Raw genomic sequence first — 21,478 nt, forward strand, 5'->3', positions numbered from 1 at the left:
GGCCAGCCCGCTGCCACTTAACGGCAAGCGCAGGCTTGTTCCCCATAGAATCTTTTCGCAAATACATTGCCAGATATCAGATAACACGCTGATTAAAATCGTCTTTTTGTCGCCAAAAGCGGCTAAAAACGCCCTTTTCTGGCAATCGATCCGCCCAGGTGGCTACCCTGCTTTCCCTCCGGATGGCTAAACAGCATCTTATATTCCATTTTGCGCTAAATGACAGAGAAATATTCTTTAAATAACCGATTTCACAGACCTACCATGCAAAAATATCTTAAACGAGTGGGTAAATGGTTATGTCACTGTTTCATTCCGTGAGCGACCTGATCGGTCATACTCCCCTGCTCCAGTTGCACAAACTGGATACCGGCCCCTGCAGTCTGTTTTTAAAACTGGAAAATCAGAACCCGGGCGGCTCAATTAAAGATCGGGTCGCGCTGTCGATGATTAACGAAGCCGAGCGCCAGGGAAAACTGGCGCCCGGCGGGACAATTATCGAAGCCACCGCCGGCAATACCGGCCTCGGCCTGGCGCTGATTGCGGCGCAGAAAAATTACCGCCTGATCCTGGTGGTGCCGGACAAAATGAGCCGCGAGAAAATCTTTCACCTGCGGGCGCTGGGCGCGACGGTGCTGCTCACCCGCTCCGACGTCAATAAAGGCCACCCGGCCTACTACCAGGATTATGCCCGCCGCCTTGCCGATGAAACGCCGGGGGCTTTTTACATCGACCAGTTTAACAACGACGCGAATCCGCTGGCGCACGCTACCTCCACCGCGCCGGAACTTTTCCAGCAGCTGGAGGGCGACATAGACGCCATCGTCGTCGGCGTTGGCTCCGGCGGCACGCTGGGCGGGCTTCAGGCCTGGTTTGCAGAACATTCTCCGAAAACGGAATTTATCCTCGCCGATCCGGCGGGCTCGATCCTTGCCGATCAGGTTGATACCGGACGCTACGGCGAAACGGGATCCTGGCTGGTCGAAGGGATTGGAGAAGATTTCATCCCGCCGCTGGCCAGGCTGGAAGGGGTGCATACCGCCTATCGCGTCAGCGACCGCGAAGCGTTCCTCACCGCGCGCCAGCTGCTGCAGGTCGAGGGGGTACTGGCCGGCTCCTCCACCGGCACCCTGCTCAGCGCCGCGCTGCGCTACTGCCGGGCGCAAAGCCGTCCGAAGCGGGTGGTGACCTTCGCCTGCGACAGCGGCAATAAATACCTGTCAAAAATGTTCAACGACGACTGGATGCGCCAGCAGGGGCTGATCGCCCGCCCCGAACAGGGCGATCTCAGTGATTTTATCGCCCTGCGCCATGACGAAGGCGCCACCGTCACGGCCGCGCCGAACGACACCCTGGCCGCAGTATTTACCCGCATGCGGCTGTATGACATCTCCCAGCTGCCGGTGCTGGAGGATGGCCGCGTGGTCGGCATCGTCGATGAGTGGGATTTGATCCGCCACGTTAAGGGCGATCGCCAACGCTTCTCTCTGCCGGTTAGCGAAGCGATGAGCCGCCATGTTGAAACTCTCGATAAGCGTGCGCCAGAGAGCGAACTGCAGGCCATTCTCGATCGCGGTCTGGTGGCGGTGATCGCTGACAACGCGCGTTTTCTTGGCCTGGTCACCCGCAGCGATGTACTGACCGCCTGGCGTAACCGAGTCGCACAATAAGGAATTTTTTATGTCATCTATCCACACCCTGAGCGTACATAGCGGAACCTTCACCGACAACCACGGCGCAGTGATGCCGCCGATTTACGCCACCTCCACTTTTGCTCAGCCGGCGCCGGGGCAGCATACCGGCTATGAATATTCCCGTAGCGGGAACCCTACCCGCCACGCGCTGGAGACGGCGATCGCCGACCTGGAAAACGGCACGCGCGGCTACGCGTTCGCCTCCGGGCTGGCCGCCATCTCCACCGTGCTGGAGCTGCTGGATAAGGACAGCCACCTGGTGGCGGTCGATGATGTGTATGGCGGTACTTATCGCCTGCTGGAAAACGTTCGCCGTCGTAGCGCTGGTCTGCAGGTGAGCTGGGTGAAACCCGACGACCTGGCGGGGATTGAAGCGGCGATCCGCCCCGATACGCGCATGATCTGGGTGGAGACGCCCACTAACCCGCTGCTGAAGCTGGCGGATCTCAGCGCCATCGCCGCCATCGCGCGACGCCATAACCTGATCAGCGTCGCCGATAACACTTTCGCCTCGCCGGCGATCCATCGCCCGCTGGAGCATGGGTTTGATATTGTGGTCCACTCCGCGACCAAGTACCTCAACGGCCATTCCGATGTCGTCGCTGGCCTGGCGGTGGTTGGCGATAACGCTGAGCTCGCGGAAAAGCTTGGCTACCTGCAGAATGCGGTAGGCGGTGTACTCGACCCGTTCAGCAGCTTCCTGACGCTACGCGGCATCCGTACCCTGGCGCTGCGGATGGAGCGCCACAGCGCGAACGCGCTGCAGCTCGCCGAATGGCTGGAACAGCAGCCGGAGGTAGAGCGAGTCTGGTTCCCCTGGCTGGCCTCGCACCCGCACCATCAGCTGGCGCGCCAGCAAATGGCCCTGCCCGGCGGCATGATTTCCGTCGTGGTGAAGGGCGATGACGGTTACGCCGAACGCATTATCAGCAGGTTGCGCTGGTTCACCCTTGCGGAGAGTCTGGGCGGCGTGGAGAGCCTGGTGAGCCAACCGTTTAGCATGACCCACGCCTCGATCCCGCTGGAGAAGCGCCTGGCGAACGGCATCACGCCGCAGCTGATCCGCCTGTCGGTCGGGATCGAAGATCCTCACGATCTGATTGCCGACTGGCAGCAGGCGCTACGGGAGGAGTGATTATTCCGACGCGCGGGTCGTCGCCAGCGCGTCGGCCATTCCCTGCTGAAGGTGGGCGATAAACTGCGTCAGCTTCGGCAGGGGCCGGCGATCCTGGCGCCAGAGCAGATGCACAGGCCTCGGCTGTGGGGTCCACGCCTCCAGCACCCGCATCAGGCTGCCGCTGGCCAGCGCATCGGCCAGCAGCACCTCCGGCTGCATCAGCAGCCCGGCCCCGGCGATCGCCGCCTGGCGCAGCGCATAGCCATCGTTGCAGCGCAAAACCGCATCGCGCTTCCAGCGCACTTCCCCCTCCATGCCCGGCAGCCGCCACTCGTTGCGCGCGGTCCAGACCGTATGGGACAGGCAGAGATGATCGGCGAGATCTTCCGGCGTCCCTGGCGTTCCGTAACGCGCCAGATAAGCCGGCGCGGCGCAGATCACCATCCGATAGGGCGCCAGATAGCGGGCCACCAGATCCTCCTGATGGATCTCGCCAATGCGGATCGCCAGATCGAAACCTTCATCCACCAGATCGACCATCCGGTTGGTCAGATCCAGTTCCACCCGGACCGCTGGCCAGGCCTGCAGAAAGGTGGCGGTCAGGGGCGCGATCACGCTGGCGCCGAACGAGGTGGGCGCGCTCACCCGCAGGGTGCCGGCGGGCGCCAGCCGCAGCCGCTCAACGGCGCTTTCGGCGATGGAGACCTGCTCCATCACCCGTTTCGCTTCGTCAAAATAGACCCGCCCGGCGTCGGTGAGGCTCTGGCGTCGGGTGTTACGCTCCAGCAGACGCGTCGCCAGCTGGGTTTCCAGCTGGGCGATGTATTTCCCGACCATTACCGCCGACAGCCCCAGGCGCGACGCCGCCCCGGTAAAGCTGCCGCACTCCACCACGGCAATAAACGTCTCCATCCCTCGCAGCTTATCCATATTGCTAACCTCTGGTTAGTAATGTTCTAACTTTTAGCCAGTTTATCCGATATCCGTTTTATTAAAGAATAGGCTTTCACCTCACGAGGAGTCAGCCATGAAAATTATCGTTATCGGTGCCAGCGGTACCATTGGTCGCGCGGTCAGCGAAGAACTGGGCCAGAGACATGACGTTATCCGCGTCGGCCGCACCCGGGGGGATTATCAGGTGGATATTACCTCCCAGGGGAGCGTCGAGGCGCTGTTTGCGCAGACCGGCAAAGTAGACGCCATCGTCTCCACTACCGGCAATCTGCACTTTGGGCCGTTAAGCACCATGACCGATAGCCAGTTCAACCTCGGTCTGCAGGACAAGCTGCTGGGGCAAATTCGCCTGGCGCTGATCGGCCAGCATTTCCTGCGCGACGGCGGGTCGATTACTCTGGTCAGCGGCATTGTCGCGCAGGAGCCGATTGCTCAGGGCGTCAATGCCACGACGGTTAACGCCGGTCTGGAAGGCTTTGTGCGCGCCGCCGCCTGCGAACTACCGCGCGGGATCCGCATTAATCTCATCAGCCCCACCGTGCTCAGCGAGTCGCTGGCGGCCTACGGCGACTTTTTCCCGGGCTTTGCCAGCGTCCCCGCCGCCGCCGTGGCGCAGGCCTATCGCCGCAGCATTCAAGGGGTGCAGACCGGCCGCATCTACCCGGTCGGCTACTAGGCTGTGCCGGCCCGCCGGGGCCGGCGCTTACATCCTGACGTCGTTGCAGGTACACTGACGGCTGATTGTCTCCGGCCGAAAAACTGATGTTGAAAAAATTACCTTTTATTATCCCGCTGCTGGCGCTTATCGCGCTGCTGGTCTGGTGGTTCACCCCGCATTACACCAAGGAAGACGAAGCTTACTACCGGGCGGTATTTTGCGTGATCGATCATGACGACAGCCGCCAGTTCCTCGACGATATGCAAAACATCGTCGAGGGGGGGAATTCTGACTACGCGCTGCATAAAGCGCATTACCTGCCGGCGCTGGGGCAGCGGATGCTGGACACCTGGCATCAGCTCAGCCCGCAGGAACAGCAGACGCTGCGTCAGGACCGGCAGCGCTGCGGCGAGATATTACGGGCAAAACAGCAGGGTGAATAATCCCGGCGGCTGGCGAAACAGCAGCCCGTCCCAGCGTCCGATAAGATCCCGCTGTTGATGAGCCGATCGCTGTCACAAAATCCTCCCCTATCGCCGAGCCACGGGATGACGTTTTTTTCTGCGGTCGCATACGATAAAAAGTAGTTGATCTGGTACGAACTAACTCTTATTTTGCTTCTCAGTTTTCAAAATGAGATAAAACTGATGCCTGTCATTATTGCCAGTAGTGTTAAAGAAGCCAAAGCGTTAATTAACGGTGGGGAATACAGGGAAATTATTCTTAACTTCGATATTGATGCCGATGACTTTTTCTCTCTCGCCAGCCATTCGGCTGGGACAAAAATCTCCATCTCCGACCGAAACGATCGCTCTCCGGTAAAATCAGCAAAATAATTAACCCGTGAGGGACATCTATGTGGTTGTTTATTGGTACCTTTGCGGTGGCTTTTCTCGCAGCGCTGATGTTGGTCTGGCTGGATGATCGCATCGCCGATACGGAGTGACCCCAGCGCTGAACGCTAGCGTCACCCCCTCTCGCTACTGAGGCGAAGAGGATGCGCCGCCGCTAAGCGGCGCACAGCAGGGTCGTTACAGGGAGGCCGCCAGCCGCTCAACGGCGGTCAGCAGCCCCGCTTCCGACACCGTGGAGTAGGAAAGGCGCAGAGTACGGGTATCCGGATTATCGTGATAGAACGCTTCCCCCGGGACGTAAACAACGCCGTTTTCCAGCGTTTTCTTCATCCATGCCATGGTATCGAACGGATAACGGAAACGCGCCCACAGGAACATCCCACCCTGTGGGCGGCTGAATTCCAGATGCTCGCCAAGGCGACTCTCCAGCGCGTCGGCCAACGCCACGCACTTCTTGCGATAGTCTTCGCGAATCAACGCAATCTGATTTTGCAGCCGGTTCAGGCTGAGGTATTCCGCGGTGATCACCTGCGAAAGCATATTGGTATGCAGATCCGCCGCCTGCTTAACGATCACCGTCTGCTGCGCCAGCCAGTCCGGCATGACGATCCAGCCGATACGCATCCCCGGCGCGAGGATCTTTGAAAACGTCGAGGTGTAAACCACCTGATCTTCACAGCCCAGCTCAACGGCGTGCTGATAGAGCGGACGTCGCACGGCGTCAGTAAAGCTAATTTCACCGTAGGGATCGTCTTCCAGAATGACGAAGTCATATTTTTTCGCCAGCTCGACCAGTCGGCGACGACGCGCCTCGCTCAGCGTTTTACCGCCGGGGTTGCCGAACGTCGGCACCAGGTAGACGGCTTTGACGCGGGTGGTCTCCAGCAGGTCGGCCAGTTGCTCCACCAGCATCCCGTCATCATCGGTATCGACGCTGAGGATATTGGCCTGCGCCAGCTGAAACACCTGCAGCGCCGCCAGATAGGTGGGTCGCTCAACGACGATAGTATCGCCTGGATCGAGCAGCGTGCGGGCAACGATATCCAGCGATTGCTGGGAGCCGGAGGTGATATAGACCTGAGCGGCTGAACAGGTCACGCCACGGGAGTGGCAGATTTCACTCACCGCCTGACGCAGCGGCGGGTAGCCCTCGGTCAGACCGTACTGAAATGCGTCATGAAAACGCTCGCTCATCACCTTCTGCACCGCCAGCTCCAGGCCTTCGGTATCAAACAGTTCCGGGGCCGGAATGCCGCCGCCAAGCGAGATCACGCCCGGCAGTTTACTGTGCTTGAGAAGTTCGCGGACGGCGGAGGGCTTGAGTTCACCCGCGCGGGCGGCGAGACGCCGATCGTGCATACTATTTTCCTTTTCTGTCTTGTTGTTGTGTTAATTATCTTGGCTTTGTTGCAGGTGTTCCCCGGCGGCGCTTACCGGACCGGGCTATCCTGGCTCGTGTCTCTGCGCTCTCCCCGGACAGGGCGCGAGCCGCTATCCGGGTCAGCACATCACGCTTTATCTTTCAATACGATCAGCGGCTCTATGTCGCTCTCTTTTTTCACCACCAGCGACGAATCGCCGCGCAGGCAGGTACCGCCGTAGTTACCGCCGACGGTAAAGGTGCACACCTGGATATACTTGCCATCCACTTTCGGCAGGCACCACAGCTGCTGGTAGATATTCTTACGATCGACAAACTGGCCGCTGGTCTGATCCAGAACTTCATCCTGAGGCCCGATCAGGTCGATATTGTTTCCGCAGCGTCCGGAAATGGGCTTCACGGCATAACCGGTTTTCGCCAGCTCGTCGTTAACCACAAAATCGGTATCCAGCAGATAGCGATGATGCGGGAACAGCGACCATAGCACCGGCAGGATCGCTTTGTTGCCCGGGATCACCGTCCACAGGGGTTCGAATACCAATACTTCAGGACGCAGCAGGACGTCAATCAGTCGCACCTCATTCTGCGGATGTCCGGTACGAATCGGCACCGCCGCGTACTCATCGGCGCTGACTTCGCGCACCTGCTCAATGGCGGTTTCCCATGCCCAGGTTTTCCAGACGCAGTTGACCAGCCGCCCGTCGGCGTCGATCAGCTGGCCGGCGGCATCCCAGCGCAGTTCATCGAGACCAAAGAGAATTTTGCTCTCGAAACCGGCCTGGGTCAGCGAACGCTGGATAAACTTCGCGTGGTAATTCTCTTCCAGATCCTTGTCCTGCATGATGTGCACGAAAGGCCGCGCCCGGCTGTGTTTCCACGCCCCCGCCAGCTCATCGAGCAGACCTTCGGCCGGATTGTGACCCGTGCCGTAGTAGCCCTGCTTCAGCCACTGCTCGAGGATCAGCCCGCCTTCGGTATGGCAGGAGGCGGAGTCGGCATTGTACTCGTACACCTTCAGCCCGCGCTCGTCCATGCAAAAATCCATGCGCCCGGTGATCATATGATGACGCCGGCGCTGCCACGAGAGACGCAGACGCGGCCAGAGGATTTTCGGGATATCAAACAGCGCCAGCAGGTTATCATCCTTCATTACCTTATCGGTGGCGTGCAGATACATCAGGTGCAGCTCGTTGGTGGCTTTAATCAGCTCCTGTTCGGCGCTTTCGCTGATGGTGAAATACTGATAGGGATCCTGATTGATAAAATGGCCGTTGGCCGCCACGTAGGCTTTCTGCAGCGGATCTTTCTCGTTCAGCCATTTGCCGCGGAACTGGCCGTTGTTCGGCAGCCGCGCGCCCTTGATCGCCATCGCCTCGCCCGGCAGCACCGGCTGCGGCAGGCTGTGTTCGGTATCGGCGGTCTGGATCATCCAGCCTAAAATTTCGGTATCGGCAAAGGTATCTTTGATAGTGTACCGGCCGGCGTTGACCTCGAGGGTCAGCTCGCGGGTCCACTGCTGGCCCTGCGGCAGCGGCGAGTGAATGACGTTCTGCTCGGCGATACGCACCTTATTGCCGACAAGCTGGGTGATCACCGCGACGTGGCCGGTGTGCTTGAACTCGCCGCCCTTCTGCCAGATCAGCAGCGAACCGGCGATCGGCGGACGACGGGAGCCGTTGGCGAAGGCCTGCAGCGGGAGAATATTGTCATTGACCACTTCGCGCAGAAAGCGCAGGGAGAAGATTTCATAGGCCATCCCCACATCGGTAAAGACAAACCCGTAGGTCAGGAACAGAAAGCGGCGCGCAAATTCAACGCACTGCCATTTATGCCCCATATACTCATTGCCGATGTAGCTGCGAAACGTCGCGTCATCCGGATAGTCCTGCGGATTTAAGCTACTGTAATTCGATGAATAAATTGCCACGCCGCCGGGCGCGTAGCCTAACAATGTCCCAAACGGGGCGTCACTGCTTGTCGATCCTTTGCTCATTTAGCCTGACCTCAAATAAATGCAGCCCGGGCAGTTGGCGAAACAAAACTCCCTCTTCTTATCCTGCCGCAGGCACTTACCAGACAGAGGTGTAACGATGATACCACTCATTCGTTTCGCTAATCGTGCCGTTAAGGAAAATAACCCTGCAGCCGAAAGCAGAAGTGATATCGTTATCGGTGATATAACAAAAAAACAACGCAACATCAGGAGTCGACAATGAGCACACCCTCGCATCTGAATGCCCAACCGCTGGTCTGGGGACACGGCCCGCGGACGTTTGAGGTGTTCCTTGAGCCCACCTGCCCCTACTCTGTCCGCGCGTTTAATAAACTCGACGATCTGCTCGATGAGGTCGGCGCCGATAACGTAACCATCAAGATACGGCTGCAGTCGCAGCCGTGGCATCTGTTCTCCGGGGTGATTGTCCGCTGCATCCTCGCCGCGTCCACCCTGCCGCATGGCAGAGAGCAGGCGCATAAGGTGTTGCAGGCCGTGGCAGACCATCGGGAAGAGTTTGAATTTACCGATCACTGCAGCGGGCCGAACATGAACGCCACGCCGCAGCAAATCATTGAACGCATTGAGCGCTACAGTCACGTCCTGCTGGGGGCCGCCTTTGCCCGCCCGGAGCTGCAGGACGTGATCAAGTGGCACAGCAAATATGCCCGCCAGAACGGCATCCATGTCTCGCCGACCTTTATGGTCAATGGTCTGGTGCAGCCGGATCTGGGCAGCGGCGATGATGTCAGCGTGTGGGCCGCGCGGATTATGGCCTGAGGTCACCTGCTACACTTTTTGTACATCCACGAAAAAGGCAAACCAGCATGTCAGAGCAAAACTACCAGCCACCAAAAGTGTGGGAATGGAAGCAAAACAGCGGCGGCGCGTTCGCCAACATCAACCGTCCCGTTTCCGGCGCGACTCATGAACGCGTCCTGCCGGTGGGAACCCATCCGCTCCAGCTATACTCACTTGGCACGCCCAACGGCCAGAAGGTGACGATCATGCTGGAGGAGCTGCTGGCGCTGGGCGTCAGCGGCGCGGAGTACGACGCCTGGCTGATACGCATTGGCGAAGGCGATCAGTTTTCCAGCGGCTTTGTCGACATCAACCCGAACTCGAAGATCCCGGCGCTGAGCGATCACTCCACCACGCCGCCCACCCGAGTATTCGAATCCGGCAACATTCTTCTCTATCTGGCGGAAAAATTTGGCTTCTTCCTACCGAAGGATCCCGCCGGCCGCACTGAAACCCTTAACTGGCTGTTCTGGCTGCAGGGCGCCGCGCCCTTCCTCGGCGGCGGCTTCGGCCACTTCTATAACTATGCGCCGGTGAAGATCGAGTACGCGATCGATCGCTTTACCATGGAAGCCAAACGCCAGCTCGACGTGCTGGACAAACAGCTCGCCCGCGGTCGCTATGTGGCCGGCGAGGAGTATACCATCGCCGATATGGCGGTCTGGCCATGGTATGGCAACGTGGTGCTGGGCAATGTCTATAACGCGGCGGAGTTCCTCGACGCCGGGAGCTACACCAACGTGCTGCGCTGGGCGCAGGATGTCGGCAACCGCCCGGCCGTCAAGCGCGGACGCATCGTCAACCGCACCAACGGCCCGCTCAATGAGCAGCTGCATGAGCGCCATGACGCCCGCGACTTTGACACCCAAACGGAAGATAAGCGCCAGGCGTAAGGTCTTCACCCTTTCCCGTTGACGGGAAAGGGTTCCCACCACAGGACGGTTCCGCCTGCGAAGCCGTCCTGTTTAGCTTTCCAGCCGATAGCCCGCCAGAAAATAGCGCATCGCCATACCCGACCCACCTTCTTTGAAGAAATCCATCACCATATCCCTGTCCAGGCCATAGCGACGGGTGAGGATCCCCGCTTCCCAGGCGCTGAGCTGGCGGTCGCCGGTTTTTTCAAACATGCGGTGCGAGTAGCCGAGCACAAACCCGCGTTTATAGTCGGCGCAAAAATTCGCCGCATGCGCGGCGGTGTCAGCATAGGATGCCTGTAGCCCCGCCATTAAGCCTTTGCCAAAATGATTTTCCATCGCGCCCTCCCAATCGTTATATAATAAATTATATAGCGTTTTTTTGAGCGAGCGGTAGCGCTATTTATGACGTTTGCGCTAGCGTAAATACTTCTCAAACCATGCCAGCGTGCGTTGCCAGGCAAGATCAGCCGCAGCCCGATCGTAGCGCGGCGTGGAATCATTATGAAAGCCGTGATTCACGCCCTGATAGAAATAGGCCTCGTAGACTTTATGGTGTTCCTTCAACGCCTGTTCATAGGCAGGCCAGCCTTCATTAATGCCGCTATCGAGGCCGGCATAGTGCAGCAGCAGCGGTGCTTTAATTTTATCAACCTCCTTCAGCGGCGGCTGGCGACCGTAAAACGGCACCGCGCAGGCCAGCTCCGGGATCGCCACCGCCGCCGCGTTGCTGACGCCGCCGCCGTAGCAAAAACCGGTGATACCGACCTTCCCCGTCGCCTGTGGATAGTTCGCCATAAACGCGACCGCCGCAAAAAAATCATTCATCAGCTTCACGGGATCGACTTTCTGCTGTAGCGCGCGGCCTTCATCATCATTCCCCGGATAGCCGCCGACGGCGCTCAGGCCATCCGGCGCCAGCGCGATATACCCCGCTTTCGCTACCCGCCGGGCTACATCTTCAATATAGGGGTTCAGGCCGCGGTTCTCATGCACCACCACCACAGCGGGCGCTTTGTCGGCTATTTTTGTCGGCGTCACCAGGTAAGCCCGCACTTCGCCGTGACCATCAGGAGAGGGATAATGAATATACTCCGGGCGGATATCCGGGTCGGTGAACGGTACTTGCTCTGCCAGGGCATAGTCGGGCTTCAGCAGATTAAACAGCGCCAGCGCGGTCATCCCGCCGACAGTATATTTCCCCGCCAGCTGGAGAAACTCGCGTTTACTGATTTTGCCGTGGGCATAGTAGTCATAATACTCGAGCAACTGCTGCGGGAAATCTTTGGCCGTTAATCGCGTCATCACCCTGCCTCCGTTGTTAAGCGCCCTTTAAGCAAAGCAGAAGCCCGGACATACGCCAGCCCAGAACAGCAAACAGCCCAGCGGCTAACGCCGCCGGGAGAGAAAGGATCAGTGTTTCACTTTGGTCAGACGATCGAGGTAGCCCATCACAAAGGCCGACAGCACAAAGGTCAGATGGATGATGACATACCACATCAGCTTATTGTCCGGGACGTTTTTCGCATCCATAAACACCCGCAGCAGGTGAATAGAGGAGATCGCCACGATGGAGGCGGCAACCTTATTTTTCAGCGACGTCGCGTCCATTTTGCCCAGCCAGCTGAGTTTTTCTTTACCCTCGTTAATATCCAACTGCGAGACAAAATTTTCATACCCGGAGAACATCACCATCACCAGCAAACCGCCCACCAGGGTCATATCCACCAGCGACAGCAGGGTCAGAATCATATCCGACTCACTGACGCTAAAAATATGCGGCAGTATGTGGAAGATCTCCTGAAAAAATTTGATGGTCAGCGCAATCAGACCGAGCGAGAGGCCAAAATAAACCGGCGCCAGCAGCCAGCGCGAGGCGTACATAGCATTTTCCAGAAAGCGTTCCATAAGATCCTGTCAGTTAACAAAAAGAAGCGACATTATATCTCAGACAGATAACGTGATGGCAACGCCAGGCCAACACTTCGCTGGCAGAGGACAATAAAAAAGGCCGGCGCGCGGCCAGCCTTTTCAGGAAAAGCATCGGGTTATTTGGCTTTGACGGTCTCTTCGCCCACCAGCCCGATCTTGAGATAGCCCGCCTGATGCAGGGTATCCATCACTTTCATCATCGTCTCGTAATCGACGGTTTTATCCGCGCGGAAGAAGACAGTGGTATCTTTTTTGCCGGCGGTCAGGCTATCCAGGGCGTTAATCATATTCGCTTCGGTCACCGGGTCGTTGCCGAGGAACATGCTCTTATCCGCCTTCACCGACAGGTAGATAGGTTTTTCCGGTCGCGGTTGCGGCTGGCTGGAGGAGGCCGGCAGATTCACCTTCACGTCGACCGTCGCCAGCGGCGCGGCTACCATGAAGATAATCAGCAGAACCAGCATGACGTCGATAAACGGCGTCACGTTGATCTCATGCATTTCGCCGTTATCGTCCAGATTTTCATTAAGACGCATCGCCATAGCCGATCAACCTACCCGTAATTTCTGCGCGCTGCGCACCGGCTTCACGCCGCTGGCGCTGAGGTCCAGGTCGCGGCTTTGCAGCAGGAGGACCTGAGCGGCGACGTCGCCGAGCGAGGCCTTATAGCTGCCGATCATGCGGGCGAAGATGTTATAGATGACCACCGCCGGGATGGCGGCGAACAGACCGATAGCTGTCGCCAGCAGCGCTTCCGCGATGCCCGGCGCCACCACCGCAAGGTTGGTGGTCTGGGTCTGGGCGATGCCGATAAAGCTGTTCATGATGCCCCAGACGGTGCCGAACAGGCCCACGAACGGCGAAATGGCGCCGATGGTGGCCAGGTAGCCGTTGCCGCGCCCCATATGGCGACCGACGGCCGCGACGCGGCGCTCAAGGCGGAAACCGGTTCGTTCCTTGATGCCTTCATTGTCTTCGGCACCGGCGGAGAGTTCGAGTTCGTTCTGCGCTTCATTGATAAGCTGGGTGGTGAGGCTTTTCGCCTCAAAGGCGCTGGCGATATCGCTGGCCTGATCGAGAGAGCGGGCTTCCGCCAGCTGCTGCTGTTCACGTTTGAGGCGACGCTTGCTGGCGAGGATTTCCGCCCCTTTACCGAAGAAGATGGCCCAGGTGACGACCGACGCCAGAATCAGGCCAATCATCACCACCTTAACGACAATATCGGCATGATGATACATACCCCAAACGGAGAGATCCGCCTGCATCAAATTATTACCCACGCTCTATCTCCACGACGATAATCACAAAATCTGCCCACAATAATATCAAAACGACATCGAATTGATAGTGGTTCTCATTAGTATTTACACTGTGCAGCAAATCACGTTTATTTTCCTTGCGCTTACGCAGTAAAAAAGTGGCTAACCGCGGGCCTGGTAAAATTTTCGCCTGTATCGGCAGCGCGCTGGTACAGAAAAGAAGATTCATGCTAGTTTAGACGTCCAGACGTATAAAAACAGGTTCATCAACATGGCTGATAAACATCTTGATACCGCGCTGGTCAACGCCGGGCGGAGCAAAAAATATACCCAGGGCTCAGTGAACAGCGTGATCCAGCGCGCGTCATCGCTGGTTTTCGACACCGTAGAGGCCAAAAAGCACGCCACCCGCAATCGGGCCAACGGCGAGCTGTTCTACGGGCGTCGCGGCACCCTGACCCACTTCTCGCTGCAGGAAGCGATGTGCGAGCTGGAGGGCGGCGCCGGCTGCGCCCTCTTCCCCTGCGGCGCGGCCGCGGTGGCCAACACTATCCTGGCGTTTGTCGAGCAGGGCGACCATGTGCTGATGACCAATACCGCCTATGAGCCAAGCCAGGATTTTTGTACCAAAATTCTCGCCAAACTCGGCGTGACCACCAGCTGGTTCGATCCCTTAATCGGCGCCGATATTGCCCGTCTGGTTCGCCCTGAGACCCGCGTGGTGTTCCTGGAATCGCCCGGCTCCATCACCATGGAAGTGCACGATGTGCCGGCGATTGTCGCCGCCGTGCGTCAGGTCGCCCCGGAAGCGATTATCATGATCGATAACACCTGGGCGGCGGGGATCCTGTTCAAAGCGCTGGATTTTGGCATTGATATTTCTATTCAGGCAGGCACCAAATACCTGATCGGCCACTCAGACGCCATGGTCGGCACCGCGGTGGCGAACGCGCGCTGCTGGCCGCAGCTGCGTGAGAATGCCTATCTGATGGGGCAAATGCTGGACGCCGATACCGCCTATATGACCAGCCGCGGCCTGCGCACGCTGGGCGTCCGCCTGCGTCAGCATCATGAAAGCAGCCTGCGCATCGCCGAGTGGCTGGCGCAGCATCCGCAGGTGGCGCGGGTCAACCACCCCGCTCTGCCCGGCAGTAAAGGCCATGAGTTCTGGAAGCGCGATTTTACCGGCAGCAGCGGGCTGTTCTCGTTTGTGCTCAACAAGCGTCTCACCGACGCTGAGCTGGCAGCGTATCTCGACAACTTCAGCCTGTTCAGCATGGCCTACTCGTGGGGCGGCTTTGAATCGCTGATTCTGGCCAATCAGCCGGAGCAAATCGCTCACATCCGACCGGATGCGGAAGTCGACTTCAGCGGCACGCTGATCCGTTTGCACATTGGTCTCGAAAATGTTGACGATCTGCAGGCGGATTTAGCAGCGGGCTTCGCGCGTATCGTGTAAAGTGACAGTCAGTGGCAACAATAGCGGACGCTTTTTATCGGAGCGGCCGCTTTTGTTGCGCCCGGGATCAAGGTGCTCGGGTCTCTTCAGGAGTACACTAGTCAACAATACGGTACCACTTAGGAAAGTCCATGGTTGTCATTCAAGAGATTGTCGCCGCGCTGTGGCAACATGATTTTGCCGCACTGGCGAACCCTCATGTTGTGGGCGTTGTATATCTGGTTATGTTCGCGACCCTGTTTCTGGAAAACGGGCTGCTGCCTGCCTCCTTTTTACCTGGAGACAGCCTGCTGCTGCTCGCCGGCGCGCTGATTGCTAAAGGCGTCATGGACTTTGTGCCCACTATCGCCATTCTGACCGCCGCCGCCAGCCTCGGCTGCTGGTTGAGCTATGTACAGGGGCGCTGGCTGGGCAATACGCAAACGGTGAAAGGCTGGCTGGCGCACCTGCCGCATAAGTACCATCAGCGCGCCACCTGCATGTTTGACCGCCACGGTCTGCTGGCGCTGCTCGCGGGCCGCTTTCTGGCATTTGTCCGTACCCTGTTGCCAACCATGGCGGGGATTTCCGGTCTGCCGAACCGCCGCTTCCAGTTCTTCAACTGGCTGAGCGCCCTGCTGTGGGTCGGCGTGGTCACGGGCCTCGGCTATGCGCTGAGCATGATCCCGTTCGTGAAGCGTCATGAAGATCAGGTGATGACCTGCCTGATGATCCTGCCGATTGCCCTGCTGCTGGCTGGCCTGCTCGGCACGCTGTTCGTGGTGATCAAAAAGAAATACTGCAGCGCCTGACGTCGACTGCCGGGGGGCTGCGCCCGCCCGGCCTGCTCCCTCCCCGGTATTACATTCCCTGCATCGTACGAATACGCGCGGCGTCTTCCCCGGGCGTCATCCCGAAGTAGCGCTTAAACTCGCGACTGAACTGGGAAGGGCTTTCATAGCCCACCTGTATCGCCGCCGCGCTGGCCTTCATCCCGTCATGGATCATCAGCATGCGCGCCTTGTGCAGACGGTAGGTTTTCAGATACTGCAGCGGCGAAGTGCTGGTCACCGATTTAAAATTATGGTGAAACGCCGATACGCTCATATTCGCTTCCGCCGCCAGCCGATCGACGCTGAGGTTTTCGGTGTATTGACTCTCGATATGCTTGAGTACGCGGCTAATCAGGCTGAAGTGGGTCTGCCGGCTGACCAGCGCCAGCAGCGCGCCGCCGCAGGGTCCCGTCAGCACATAGTAGAGAATTTCGCGGACGATCTGCTTGCCAAGGATCCGCGCGTCCAGCGGCCGCTCCATCACGTCGAGCAGCCGTTCAGCAGCGCACAAGATATCCTCCGAGAGCACTGCGGAGTTTATCCCGCTGGAGGCGACGGCGGGCTGAAACAGCGGATCCTCGCCAATATCCATCAGCAGCTCCTGCAGCTGCAGGATATCGACGTTCAGGCGCATGCCGGCCAGGGGCACCTCCGGGGTGGCAAAGGTTTCGCATTCGAAAGGCAGCGGTACGGTCAGCAGCAGATATTCGTTTGTATCGTAGCGAAACGTCCGCTCATTGATATAACCAATTTTATGGCCAGAAAAGAGAAAAACGATCCCCGGCTGGTACATCACAGGCATCCGCGGTCCCGGCTGCGTCCCGTACAGCAGGCGGACGTCGGGTAGTAGCGAACTTAACATTTCGTGCTTATCTTTCAGCTGGTTAACCTTCTCTGTCAGTGTCTGACATATCTCTGCATGTTGCATTACCACCGTCTCTCCCGATGTTTCTTCACCCGTACATTGTGCGCAGGCCGCCGCGAATTCTCCAGCCATATGGAGAAATAGGCAAGACGTAGGCAGAAATGTGCATTGAGGGGCAACGGCGCCAGGACCACAATAACCGTCATCGGGCAGCGGTATCGTCCCTGTCGGCGGTTTTACTCTTTTGAGGACTCAAGCAATGAATAATTTTGACCTGCATACCCCAACCCGCATTCTGTTTGGCAAAGGCGCGATTGAAAAACTGCGTGAACAGATCCCGACGGAAGCTCGCGTACTGATCACCTACGGCGGCGGCAGCGTGAAAAAAACGGGCGTCCTGGATCAGGTACTGACCGCCCTGAATGGCCTGGACGTCCTTGAATTTGGCGGCATCGAGCCGAACCCGTCTTACGAAACCCTGATGAACGCGGTGAAGCTCGCCCGTGAAGAGAAGGTCACCTTCCTGCTGGCGGTCGGGGGCGGTTCGGTGCTGGATGGCACCAAATTTATCGCGGCAGCAGCCCACTATGACGCCAACATCGATCCGTGGGAAATTCTGGAAACCTATGGCAGTAAGATCGCCAGCGCCATTCCAATGGGCTCGGTTCTCACCCTGCCGGCGACCGGTTCTGAATCAAACAAAGGGGCGGTGATTTCGCGGAAAACTACCGGCGACAAACGCGCGTTTATGTCTTCCCATGTTCAGCCGCAGTTCGCGATCCTCGATCCGGTCTACACCTATACCCTGCCGCCGCGCCAGGTCGCCAACGGCGTGGTTGACGCCTTCGTCCATACCGTCGAACAGTACGTCACCTACCCGGTTGACGGCAAAATTCAGGACCGCTTCGCCGAAGGCATTCTCCTGACCCTGATTGAGGATGGCCCGAAAGCGCTGCAGGAGCCGGAAAACTATAACGTGCGCGCCAACATTATGTGGGCCGCGACCCAGGCGCTGAACGGCCTGATCGGCGCTGGCGTGCCGCAGGACTGGGCAACGCATATGCTTGGTCACGAACTGACGGCGATGCATGGTCTCGATCACGCCCAGACGCTGGCTATCGTTCTGCCGGCGCTGTGGAATGAGAAGCGTGATACCAAGCGCGAGAAGCTGCTGCAATATGCGGAGCGCGTGTGGCATATCACCGAGGGCTCAGACGACCAGCGCATCGATGCCGCCATCGCCGCGACGCGCCAGTTCTTCGAGCAGATGGGCGTGCCGACCCGCCTCTCCGATTACGGTCTCGACGGTAGCTCCATCCCGGCGCTGCTGGCGAAACTGGAAGAGCACGGCATGACCAAGCTGGGCGAGCACCAGGATATCACCCTGGACGTCAGCCGTCGTATCTACGAGGCTGCCCGCTAAGTTTCCCCGCCTGATTCACCTCCCCTTACGTTAAACAAACGTCGGGGAGAGGTGTTTTTACTACCGTTTTTAGCTATTTCGTCCAGACTTAATGCTACCCCTCGGCGGATCCTGCTTCGCCGAGTTCATTAACAGGAGGAAGGCATGACACATCCAACCGTTATAAAACTACACGACGGCAACCTGATGCCGCAGCTGGGTCTCGGCGTGTGGAAAGCTGGCAACGAGGAAGTCGTCTCCGCCATTCATAAGGCGCTGGAAGTCGGTTATCGCTCTTTTGACACCGCCGCCGCGTACCAAAATGAGGCTGGCGTCGGCAACGCCCTGCAAAGCGCTGGCGTCAATCGCGATGAGCTATTCATCACCACCAAGCTGTGGAACGACGATCAAAAACGGCCGCACGAGGCGCTGAAAGAGAGCCTCAGCAAGCTGAAGCTGGACTATGTGGATCTCTATTTAATCCACTGGCCGGTGCCGGCTATCGGCCATTACGTCGAGGCCTGGCAGGCGCTGATTGAGCTGCAGCAGCAGGGGCTGGCGAAGAGCATCGGCGTGTGTAATTTCCAGGTGCCGCATCTGCAGAAGCTGATTGATGAAACCGGCGTCGCGCCGGTGATCAACCAGATAGAGCTGCATCCGCTGCTGCAGCAGCGGCAGCTGCACGCCTGGAACGCCACCCACAAGATCCAGACCGAATCCTGGAGCCCGCTGGCCCAGGGCGGTAAGGGCGTCTTCGATCAGAAAGTTATCCATCAGCTGGCTGATAAATATGGCAAAACGCCGGCGCAGATTGTCATCCGCTGGCATCTCGACAGCGGTCTGGTGGTGATCCCCAAATCCGTCACGCCGTCGCGCATCGCCGAAAACTTTAACGTCTGGGATTTCCGCCTGGATAAAGAAGAATTGGGGGAGATTGCCAGGCTGGATCAGGGCAAGCGTCTGGGGCCCGATCCGGATCAGTTCGGCGGATAACAGGTAAAAAAGCCGGGCAGCGCTGACGCGTGTCCGGCTTGAGAAACCGCCCGGTCAGCGAAACGCTGCCGGGCGCAAAGTCAGGCTTAACGCCCGGCGACTTTACCCCGTTTAACGGGCTTTTTCGCCGTTGCGCCACCGTTAGAACGCTGATGCACAATCGGCGTGTGCTTGGTCAGCGCCGGGCGGGTATGACGGTTCTGGCGACGCGCTTCGCGCATCTCATCCAGAGTCGGCGCCGGCACCAGGCAGTCGCGACGTGAGCCAATCAGGTGTTTCTTGCCCATCGCCTCCAGCGCCTGACGGATCAGCGGCCAGTTGGCCGGATCGTGATAGCGCAGCAGCGCTTTGTGCAGACGGCGCTGTTTATCGCCCTTCGGCACCACCACCTCTTCACTCTTATAGCCGATCTTGCCCAGCGGGTTTTTGCCGGTGTAATACATGGTGGTCGAGTTCGCCAGCGGCGACGGATAGAAGTTCTGCACCTGGTCGAGACGGAAGCGGTGCTTCTTCAGCCACAGCGCCAGGTTCACCATGTCTTCATCACGGGTCCCCGGGTGGGCGGAGATAAAGTACGGGATCAGATACTGCTCTTTACCCGCCTGCTTCGAATAGGTGTCGAACAGCTCTTTAAAGCGGTCGTAGCTGCCCATTCCCGGCTTCATCATCTTCGACAGCGGGCCCTCTTCGGTATGCTCCGGCGCGATCTTCAGATAGCCGCCGACGTGGTGGGTCGCCAGCTCTTTGATATAGCGCGGATCTTCGACCGCGATGTCATAGCGTACCCCGGAGGCGATAAGGATCTTTTTGATGCCCTTCAGCTCGCGGGCGCGACGGTAAAGGTTGATCGTCGGCTCATGGTTGGTATCCATGTGCGGGCAGATATCCGGGTAGACGCAGGAGAGTCGGCGGCAGGTCTGCTCGGCGCGTGGCGATTTGCAGCGCAGCATATACATGTTGGCGGTGGGTCCGCCGAGATCGGAGATCACGCCGGTAAAGCCCGGCACCGTGTCGCGAATGGCTTCGATCTCATTGATGATTGAATCCTCTGAACGGCTCTGGATAATGCGTCCTTCGTGCTCGGTGATCGAGCAGAACGAACACCCGCCGAAGCAGCCGCGCATGATGTTGATCGAGAAACGGATCATCTCATACGCCGGGATGCGCGCATCGCCATAGGAAGGATGCGGCACGCGCTTGTAAGGCAGGGCGAAGACGCTGTCCATCTCTTCGGTGGAGAGCGGGATTGCCGGCGGGTTGATCCAGATGTAGCGCTCGCCGTGCTTTTGCATCAGCGCCCGGGCGCAGCCGGGGTTGGTTTCATGGTGCAGAATGCGCGAGGCGTGAGCGTACAGGACCTTATCGCCTTTCACCTTCTCGAAAGAAGGCAGCAGCACATAGGTTTTTTCCCACGGTTTTGGCCGCGGCGGCTGCACAGTGATGCTTTTCGCTTCCTGTTTCTTCGGCGCGACCGGTTTGTTATCGGCGCATGGCAGATCTTCACCATACGGGTGCGGGATGGGGTCGATTTTGCCCGGGGTATCCAGACGGGTGGAGTCTACGCCGCTCCAGCCCGGGAGAGCCTCTTTCACCATGATGGCGGTATTGCGCACATCGCGGATCTGGTCGATGGTTTCGCCCATCGCCAGGCGATGGGCCACTTCCACCAGCGGACGCTCGCCGTTGCCGAACATCAGCATATCGGCCTTGGAGTCCACCAGCACCGAGCGGCGCACGGTATCGGACCAATAATCATAATGCGCGGTACGGCGCAGGCTGGCTTCGATGCCGCCGAGGATCACAGGCACATCTTTCCACGCCTCTTTACAGCGCTGGGTATACACCAGGGTGGCGCGGTCCGGGCGCTTGCCCGCCACGTTGCCGGCGGTGTAAGCGTCGTCATGGCGCAGCTTACGGTCGGCGGTGTAGCGGTTGATCATCGAGTCCATGTTGCCGGCGGTCACCCCGAAGAACAGGTTCGGTTTGCCCAGACGCATGAAGTCGTCTTTGGTGTTCCAGTCCGGTTGGGAGATGATCCCCACGCGGAACCCCTGCGCTTCCAGCATGCGGCCGCAGATAGCCATCCCGAAGCTCGGGTGGTCGACGTAGGCGTCGCCGGTGACCAGAATAATGTCGCAGCTATCCCAGCCAAGTTGATCCATCTCTTCACGCGACATCGGTAAAAATGGCGCAGGGCCAAAACAGGCAGCCCAGTATTGCGGCCAGGAAAAAAGGTCACGATCCGGTTGGATCAGGGATATTGCGCTCATATTGCTTCCGGGGAAATGATAAAAAAATAACCAAAAGGGCGTGGATTATAAGCCGGAATGATAGTGGAAATGAAGGAGGATTTTCTCAAACCCTGACCGTATGCCGGCCAGGGTCGAAGA

At 58.5% G+C, this 21,478-nt stretch carries 21 protein-coding genes and 1 pseudogene; 11 read left to right on the forward strand and 11 right to left on the reverse strand.

Annotation, left to right across the window (positions count from 1 at the left end; all coding sequences use genetic code 11):
• Positions 1-293 precede the first annotated feature (293 nt).
• Positions 294-1,670 (forward strand): pyridoxal-phosphate dependent enzyme, encoded by a 1,377-nt coding sequence (locus tag ACOI7Z_RS16675; protein ID WP_074442621.1) that lies wholly within the window; start codon positions 294-296, stop codon positions 1,668-1,670.
• Positions 1,671-1,680: 10 nt separating this feature from the next.
• Complete coding sequence (locus ACOI7Z_RS16680; protein ID WP_087848581.1) at positions 1,681-2,829, forward strand: trans-sulfuration enzyme family protein; 1,149 nt, start codon at positions 1,681-1,683, stop codon at positions 2,827-2,829.
• Here ACOI7Z_RS16680 and ACOI7Z_RS16685 read toward each other — a convergent pair whose 3' ends face one another.
• Positions 2,830-3,741 (reverse strand): LysR family transcriptional regulator, encoded by a 912-nt coding sequence (locus ACOI7Z_RS16685; protein ID WP_050533740.1) that lies wholly within the window; start codon positions 3,739-3,741, stop codon positions 2,830-2,832. It lies immediately after the preceding gene.
• A gap of 97 nt (positions 3,742-3,838) precedes the next feature.
• On the opposite strand from ACOI7Z_RS16685, the gene ACOI7Z_RS16690 reads away from it, so the two are divergent.
• The 3 genes from ACOI7Z_RS16690 (at position 3,839) to ACOI7Z_RS16700 (ending at position 5,259) form a co-directional block, all read left to right on the forward strand.
• Complete coding sequence (locus ACOI7Z_RS16690; RefSeq protein WP_087848580.1) at positions 3,839-4,441, forward strand: short chain dehydrogenase; 603 nt, start codon at positions 3,839-3,841, stop codon at positions 4,439-4,441.
• Positions 4,442-4,527: 86 nt separating this feature from the next.
• Positions 4,528-4,866, forward strand: coding sequence for a hypothetical protein (locus tag ACOI7Z_RS16695; RefSeq protein ID WP_087848612.1), 339 nt, complete (start codon positions 4,528-4,530; stop codon positions 4,864-4,866).
• 204 nt (positions 4,867-5,070) lie between these two features.
• Positions 5,071-5,259, forward strand: a complete 189-nt coding sequence (locus ACOI7Z_RS16700; RefSeq protein ID WP_004205204.1) for a hypothetical protein — start codon at positions 5,071-5,073, stop codon at positions 5,257-5,259.
• A 195-nt stretch (positions 5,260-5,454) separates the two neighbouring features.
• Here the strand turns inward: ACOI7Z_RS16700 and ACOI7Z_RS16705 are convergent, their stop codons facing one another.
• From ACOI7Z_RS16705 to ACOI7Z_RS16715, 3 genes are all read right to left on the reverse strand, one after another.
• Positions 5,455-6,636: a PLP-dependent aminotransferase family protein gene (locus ACOI7Z_RS16705; RefSeq protein WP_032454059.1), complete on the reverse strand. Its 1,182-nt coding sequence runs from the start codon at positions 6,634-6,636 to the stop codon at positions 5,455-5,457.
• A 149-nt stretch (positions 6,637-6,785) separates the two neighbouring features.
• Positions 6,786-8,651, reverse strand: a complete 1,866-nt coding sequence (gene gss, locus ACOI7Z_RS16710) for a bifunctional glutathionylspermidine amidase/synthase (protein ID WP_060590330.1) — start codon at positions 8,649-8,651, stop codon at positions 6,786-6,788.
• 76 nt (positions 8,652-8,727) lie between these two features.
• Entirely contained in the window at positions 8,728-8,850 is a 123-nt protein-coding gene (locus tag ACOI7Z_RS16715; RefSeq protein WP_032454061.1) for a hypothetical protein, read from the reverse strand.
• 20 nt (positions 8,851-8,870) lie between these two features.
• On the opposite strand from ACOI7Z_RS16715, the gene ACOI7Z_RS16720 reads away from it, so the two are divergent.
• Together ACOI7Z_RS16720 and yghU are read left to right on the forward strand one after the other, a co-directional pair.
• Complete coding sequence (locus tag ACOI7Z_RS16720) at positions 8,871-9,431, forward strand: DsbA family protein (RefSeq protein WP_048335288.1); 561 nt, start codon at positions 8,871-8,873, stop codon at positions 9,429-9,431.
• A gap of 47 nt (positions 9,432-9,478) precedes the next feature.
• On the forward strand, positions 9,479-10,345 hold the full coding sequence (yghU, locus tag ACOI7Z_RS16725) for a glutathione-dependent disulfide-bond oxidoreductase (RefSeq protein ID WP_032454062.1): 867 nt from the start codon (positions 9,479-9,481) through the stop codon (positions 10,343-10,345).
• 72 nt (positions 10,346-10,417) lie between these two features.
• Here yghU and ACOI7Z_RS16730 read toward each other — a convergent pair whose 3' ends face one another.
• The 5 genes from ACOI7Z_RS16730 to exbB form a co-directional block, all read right to left on the reverse strand.
• Positions 10,418-10,705 (reverse strand): DUF2623 domain-containing protein, encoded by a 288-nt coding sequence (locus tag ACOI7Z_RS16730; RefSeq protein ID WP_002916743.1) that lies wholly within the window; start codon positions 10,703-10,705, stop codon positions 10,418-10,420.
• 78 nt (positions 10,706-10,783) lie between these two features.
• Positions 10,784-11,671 carry a YghX family hydrolase gene (yghX, locus tag ACOI7Z_RS16735; RefSeq protein ID WP_004144560.1) on the reverse strand — a complete coding sequence of 296 codons (888 nt, stop codon included), beginning with the start codon at positions 11,669-11,671 and terminating at the stop codon, positions 10,784-10,786.
• 108 nt (positions 11,672-11,779) lie between these two features.
• The gene (locus ACOI7Z_RS16740) at positions 11,780-12,274 is read right to left on the reverse strand and encodes a TIGR00645 family protein (protein WP_004105804.1); all 495 of its coding nucleotides are present in this window, start codon (positions 12,272-12,274) and stop codon (positions 11,780-11,782) included.
• Positions 12,275-12,414: 140 nt separating this feature from the next.
• Positions 12,415-12,840, reverse strand: coding sequence for a TonB system transport protein ExbD (exbD, locus tag ACOI7Z_RS16745; RefSeq protein WP_002916785.1), 426 nt, complete (start codon positions 12,838-12,840; stop codon positions 12,415-12,417).
• A 6-nt stretch (positions 12,841-12,846) separates the two neighbouring features.
• Positions 12,847-13,578: a tol-pal system-associated acyl-CoA thioesterase gene (exbB, locus tag ACOI7Z_RS16750; RefSeq protein ID WP_004174395.1), complete on the reverse strand. Its 732-nt coding sequence runs from the start codon at positions 13,576-13,578 to the stop codon at positions 12,847-12,849.
• Between the two features lie 250 nt (positions 13,579-13,828).
• Here exbB and metC point away from each other — a divergent pair, with 250 nt between their 5' ends.
• Together metC and yghB are read left to right on the forward strand one after the other, a co-directional pair.
• A complete protein-coding gene (gene metC, locus ACOI7Z_RS16755; RefSeq protein WP_087848579.1) occupies positions 13,829-15,016 on the forward strand; it encodes a cystathionine beta-lyase in 1,188 nt (395 codons plus the stop codon).
• A 131-nt stretch (positions 15,017-15,147) separates the two neighbouring features.
• Positions 15,148-15,807, forward strand: coding sequence for a DedA family general envelope maintenance protein YghB (gene yghB / locus ACOI7Z_RS16760; RefSeq protein ID WP_004205217.1), 660 nt, complete (start codon positions 15,148-15,150; stop codon positions 15,805-15,807).
• 49 nt (positions 15,808-15,856) lie between these two features.
• Here yghB and ACOI7Z_RS16765 read toward each other — a convergent pair whose 3' ends face one another.
• Entirely contained in the window at positions 15,857-16,756 is a 900-nt protein-coding gene (locus ACOI7Z_RS16765; RefSeq protein WP_032454066.1) for an AraC family transcriptional regulator, read from the reverse strand.
• A gap of 196 nt (positions 16,757-16,952) precedes the next feature.
• Here ACOI7Z_RS16765 and yqhD point away from each other — a divergent pair, with 196 nt between their 5' ends.
• Together yqhD and dkgA are read left to right on the forward strand one after the other, a co-directional pair.
• The gene (gene yqhD, locus ACOI7Z_RS16770; protein WP_087848577.1) at positions 16,953-18,116 is read left to right on the forward strand and encodes an alcohol dehydrogenase; all 1,164 of its coding nucleotides are present in this window, start codon (positions 16,953-16,955) and stop codon (positions 18,114-18,116) included.
• A 144-nt stretch (positions 18,117-18,260) separates the two neighbouring features.
• The gene (dkgA, locus tag ACOI7Z_RS16775) at positions 18,261-19,088 is read left to right on the forward strand and encodes a 2,5-didehydrogluconate reductase DkgA (RefSeq protein WP_032454068.1); all 828 of its coding nucleotides are present in this window, start codon (positions 18,261-18,263) and stop codon (positions 19,086-19,088) included.
• A gap of 119 nt (positions 19,089-19,207) precedes the next feature.
• Here dkgA and ACOI7Z_RS16780 read toward each other — a convergent pair.
• Positions 19,208-21,447, reverse strand: a pseudogene (locus ACOI7Z_RS16780) (YgiQ family radical SAM protein); the annotation flags it as partial.
• Between the last annotated feature and the right edge of the window lie 31 nt (positions 21,448-21,478).

It is taken from the genome of Klebsiella sp. C283 (genome assembly GCF_048822555.1).
Lineage (GTDB): Bacteria > Pseudomonadota > Gammaproteobacteria > Enterobacterales > Enterobacteriaceae > Klebsiella > Klebsiella quasipneumoniae.